This window comes from Microbacterium testaceum (genome assembly GCF_020781835.1).
GTDB classification, from domain to species: domain Bacteria; phylum Actinomycetota; class Actinomycetes; order Actinomycetales; family Microbacteriaceae; genus Microbacterium; species Microbacterium testaceum_H.
In genome coordinates this window covers 1-4,317 of the sequence record NZ_JAJGNJ010000025.1, presented here as the reverse complement: position 1 = coordinate 4,317, position 4,317 = coordinate 1, and the positions used below count along the sequence as shown (strand labels likewise).

General features: G+C 69.3%; 7 protein-coding genes. All 7 read left to right on the top strand.

The window, feature by feature from the left end; genetic code table 11:
- Positions 1-326: hypothetical protein (locus LL239_RS17325; RefSeq protein WP_228164575.1), on the top strand; the 326-nt coding region annotated here is incomplete at its 5' end.
- A complete protein-coding gene (locus LL239_RS17320; protein ID WP_228164574.1) occupies positions 323-1,138 on the top strand; it encodes a hypothetical protein in 816 nt (271 codons plus the stop codon). The genes LL239_RS17325 and LL239_RS17320, both read left to right, overlap by 4 nt.
- Positions 1,135-1,560 (top strand): hypothetical protein, encoded by a 426-nt coding sequence (locus tag LL239_RS17315; protein ID WP_228164573.1) that lies wholly within the window; start codon positions 1,135-1,137, stop codon positions 1,558-1,560. The genes LL239_RS17320 and LL239_RS17315 overlap by 4 nt, the downstream gene beginning before the upstream one ends.
- Positions 1,557-1,838 (top strand): DUF4406 domain-containing protein, encoded by a 282-nt coding sequence (locus LL239_RS17310; protein WP_228164572.1) that lies wholly within the window; start codon positions 1,557-1,559, stop codon positions 1,836-1,838. The genes LL239_RS17315 and LL239_RS17310 overlap by 4 nt, the downstream gene beginning before the upstream one ends.
- Complete coding sequence (locus LL239_RS17305) at positions 1,835-3,112, top strand: DNA methyltransferase (RefSeq protein WP_228164571.1); 1,278 nt, start codon at positions 1,835-1,837, stop codon at positions 3,110-3,112. The genes LL239_RS17310 and LL239_RS17305 overlap by 4 nt, the downstream gene beginning before the upstream one ends.
- Entirely contained in the window at positions 3,109-3,507 is a 399-nt protein-coding gene (locus tag LL239_RS17300; protein ID WP_228164570.1) for an HNH endonuclease, read from the top strand. Before LL239_RS17305 ends, LL239_RS17300 begins: the two co-directional genes overlap by 4 nt.
- Positions 3,504-4,253, top strand: coding sequence for a hypothetical protein (locus LL239_RS17295; RefSeq protein WP_228164569.1), 750 nt, complete (start codon positions 3,504-3,506; stop codon positions 4,251-4,253). The genes LL239_RS17300 and LL239_RS17295 overlap by 4 nt, the downstream gene beginning before the upstream one ends.
- The last annotated feature ends 64 nt before the right edge of the window (positions 4,254-4,317 follow it).

Below are 4,317 nucleotides of genomic sequence, written 5' to 3'. Positions count from 1 at the left end.
CCGACGCCGTGCGCGGCAACTTCCCGCCCGTCCACCGCCTGTTCAAGCCTGCCGCGACCGACGCGGAGAAGGAGCCGGTCGACATGGTCGGGCTCGACCCTCGCTACCTCGCGAGCATGCAGCACCTCGTCGGATACAAGGGCGAGCCCCTCGTCTTCACCGTCCCGAAGCCGGGCGAGAAGAAGCACTCTCCGATGCTCGTCAACAACGTCGCTGGCACCGCTCGCGCGCTGCTTCAGCCCAACATCCTGATCGATGGTGCGGCCGAGTGGCAGGGCGGCGAGCACGTCGAGTCCGCACCCGTTCAGACGGCAGGTGCAGCATGACCGAGCCGCAGCCCATCGCATCCGATGAGGATGTCGCGAAGACTCTCGCCGACTATGAGCGCATCGTCCAGGAGTCGGGGGAGTGGAACGGTCGCGAGGCGACCGAGTTCACCGACGACGGCATCCACTGGTCGCCCGTCTGGGTGAAGTCGGAAGGCCGCCCGCACCCGCTCGCCGCCCGCTCCCGCGTGCACCGTAAGGGCGTGGACTACCCCGCCGAGGAGGTTGTCCTCTGGGATGAGGCATTCCCCGCCGAGAACCCGGACTGGCAGAAGGTCTGGACCGACCGGCCCCGCGTCCTGTTCGGAGCATTCACCGCGCGCCGCGCTCTCAAGGCCGCGTTCCGTGAGGCGCTGCGCGACCGCCGCGAACCGGATGACCTCCCCGAGGCGCGCGACGCCGCGCCGGCCGTGGAGTCGGAGCCCCGCAACTGGGATCTCGAGATCGCCACCGCCGACACGGTCGACGAGCTCAAGGGCGTATGGTCCGACGCGCGCACCGCCCGCGCTCGCACCGCGGCTCGCGAAGTCGCCTACAACGCGCGCCTCGCCGAACTGACCTCCAATGGCGTCGTCGTCCCGCAGGACGCGTGGGCACCGCACGACCCCGCGCCCGCCGCGCCGACACCGCACCCGCCCACCGTGGAGCTGCGCCCCGCGACCGCGCCCCGCCCGAAGGTGCCCGCGAAGCACCGCCCCCGCAACCCGGAGATCTCCGCAGCCCTCGCCGCCGCCGTGAGCGACGCCGAGAGCCACGGCCGCCCCGTCGCCCGCGCGGTCCGCCGCGCCACCCGAGAGCAGGCCAAGCCGTGACCGTCGACCAGAACACCGGAGAGGTGCAGGAGAAGGGTTTCGCGATCAAGCGCGGCGCCGAGCTGCTCACCTTCGAGCCGACGAACCCGGCCGAGATGGAGCGGTTCATCCGCGAAGCCGTCGGCCTGCTCGAAGAGATGCCCGACGTCATGCTCGAGATCAACGACCGCCGGTACGCCGCCGAGCGCGCCTACTCGCGGAAGAAGAACGAGCACCTCGCCGGCTACGGCAAGTCAGGTGTCCCCGCGACGTTCGCCCGCGCCCAAGCCGAGGTGGACTCCCTCGCCGAGCTCGAGACCTGGCACAACACGAAGGCCGAATACCACTTCGCCGAGAAGACCGAGCAGGCGCTGCGCACGAAGGTCTACTCGATGCTCAACATCAACCGTGCCATCGCGGCACAGTACGGGGTGAACCGATGACCCGCCTGTACATCGCGGGGCCGATGACCGGCCTGCCCGAGTTCAACTACCCGGCGTTCCGGGCGCCCGACGACTACCACGGGTGGCTCCGCGCCGGCCTGGCGCAGCTCATCCGCTGCGACGGCGTAGCGCTGCTCAACGGCTGGGAGAGGTCGGGCGGGGCCCGCCTCGAGGTGAACGTTGCCGCCACCCTCGGCATGCGTGTCGCGCCGCTCGGGTCGTGGACCGGGGCCCTCGTCGTCATCGAGCCTCTGTCGGAAAAGGTCGTGACCGCATGAGCCTCCACTACGAGGACGCCGGACTCCGCCTCTGGCACGGCCCGAACATGGACATCCTGCCGACGTTCGCGGACGGCACGTTCGACTCGATCGTCACAGACCCTCCCTACGAGCTCGGTTTCATGGGTAAGGGGTGGGACTCCTCCGGCATCGCGTACGACGTCGATGTGTGGCGCGAGTGCCTGCGCGTGCTCAAGCCCGGCGGGCACCTGCTCGCCTTCGGCGGATCCCGCACCTGGCACCGTGTCGCCGTCGCGATCGAGGACGCCGGGTTCGAGGTCCGCGACTCGATCGCATGGATGTACGGATCCGGGTTTCCGAAGTCGATGAACGTCGCCAAGGCGATCGCGAGCGGCACCGGACGCCCCGAGGACATCCGCCGGCTCAACATGGGCGACGCGTACGAGCCGAGCGGACGTGGTCGAGTGAACTACGACAACGGCGGCGGGTCGAAGATGAACGGCGCGAGCGTCGTCGAGGTCGACCTGCCCGATGAGGCGAAGGCGTGGGATGGGTGGGGCACGGCACTCAAGCCCGCCTTCGAGCCGATCGTCGTCGCGCGGAAGCCGTTCCGCGGCACCGTCGCGGCGAACGTGCTCGCCCACGGCACCGGGGCGCTCAACATCGACGCGACGCGAGTCGGCTATGTGAGCGAAGCCGACATGGATCAGGCGCGAGTGCCGCAACCGAAGATCGCGCGCGAGAACTACACCGTCGGCGGGAGCGACGGTCGCAACGGCGAGATGTTCGACCCGAGCAAGGGTCGCTGGCCGGCGAACGTCGTACTCGACGGATCGCAGGCTGATGCGCTCGATCGTCAGAGCGGGTACATGAGAGACGGTGTCGCTGTCCGTAGGAACACCTTGGGTAACGGCAAGGCTGCCGAGGGGCGCGCAACGAGTATCGGGGCAGGCATGGTCACTCAAGGCCCGGATCAGACGTACGGGGGCGGGGGCGGCGCCTCCCGCTTCTTCCCGACGTTCCGCTACGAGGCGAAGGCCCCCAGCTCGGAGCGCCCCAACGTCGACGGAACGGTGCACGCGACGGTGAAGCCGCTTGATCTGATCCGGTGGCTCGTGCGTCTCGTGACCCGCCCCGGTGGCCGCGTCCTCGACCTGTACGCCGGGTCCGGCACGACGGGGGAGGCGGCACTGCTCGAGGGCATGGAGGTCGACCTGATCGAGCTCGAAGAGGCGCACCTGCCGTTGATCCTCGCCCGGGTGCGGAAGCCGCTGCATGTCGGACTGTTCCCTGGATGGGAGGACGCATCATGATCAACCGTCCCGCCATCGCCTACTCCGGCGCCGCCCTCCGCGAGCGGAACATCAAGATCGACCGCCGCGAGGAGCAGCGTTGCGCACGCTGCGGCAAGGTCATCTGGGAGAACGGTTCCCGTCACCACCGGAAGTACAAGTCCCGCGGCGGTGGCGACGAGGTATCGAACGGCCTCCTCATGTGTGGATCTGGGACGACCGGATGCCATGGTTGGGCGCACCACCACCCGGACCTCGCCCGGGAGGACGGGTTCGCCGTCAACTCGTGGGAGGATCCGGCGCTTGTGCCCGTCCGTCTCTACATGGCGGGTGGTCGCCTGGTGTACCTCGATGACGAGGGCGGATGGTCGGAAGAACCGCCCGTCGCGCCAGAGCCGGAAGGGGTGGCGGCGTGAGCGCACCGAAGCTCCTCGACCTGTTCTGCTGTGCCGGCGGCGCCGGCATGGGTTACCACCGCGCCGGATTCGAGGTGTTCGGCGTCGACATCGAGTCTCAGCCCCACTACCCGTTCCCGTTCCACCAGGGCGACGTGCTCGACGTGCTCGCTCGCCTGCTCGCTGGCGGCGCCGTCGAGTTCACCCGACCGGATGGATCAACCGTCGCGCTGACGCGTGGAGACTTCACCATCTGGCACGCGTCACCGCCCTGCCAGTTGTTCAGTGCGAGCGCGAACGCGCACAGCAAGGAGCACGTCGACCTACTCACGCCCACGCGACCGCTGCTTATCGAGTCGGGGTTGCCTTACATCATCGAGAACGTCGAGCGCGCGCCCCTGCTAGACCCGGTCCTGCTCTGCGCCACCATGTTCGGACTCCGGGCGCCAGACGTGGATGGCGTGGAGCTGCAATTGCAGCGTCACCGCCTCTTCGAGACGTCGTTCCCGGTGGCGCTCGCGCCCACACCGTGCGCGCACGACGCGACGCCGATCGCCGGGGTCTACGGCGGTAGTCGCAACCGCAAGCCCGAGCATCGGGATGGGCCGCGGCGTGGCGGCTACACCCCGGCGCTCAGCGTGCGTGCGCAGATCATGGGCATCGACTGGATGCGCACCGAGCATGAGCTCAATCAGGCAATTCCGCCGGCGTACACGGAGTGGCTCGGTTCGGAGGCGCTGGCGCATCTCGGGTTGGTGGCAGCATGACCGCCCCCACGAGAGTCCCGGGCGCGGTCTGCGCGCTCGGCTGCTGCACCGCCGAGGTCGCCGC

Excerpts from the sequence above, each read along its gene's own strand:
- LL239_RS17320 (WP_228164574.1), top strand. The coding sequence starts at position 323 with ATGACCGAGCCGCAGCCCATCGCATCCGATGAGGATGTCGCGAAGACT.
- LL239_RS17310 (WP_228164572.1), top strand. The coding sequence starts at position 1,557 with ATGACCCGCCTGTACATCGCGGGGCCGATGACCGGCCTGCCCGAGTTC.
- LL239_RS17305 (WP_228164571.1), top strand. The coding sequence starts at position 1,835 with ATGAGCCTCCACTACGAGGACGCCGGACTCCGCCTCTGGCACGGCCCG.
- LL239_RS17300 (WP_228164570.1), top strand. The coding sequence starts at position 3,109 with ATGATCAACCGTCCCGCCATCGCCTACTCCGGCGCCGCCCTCCGCGAG.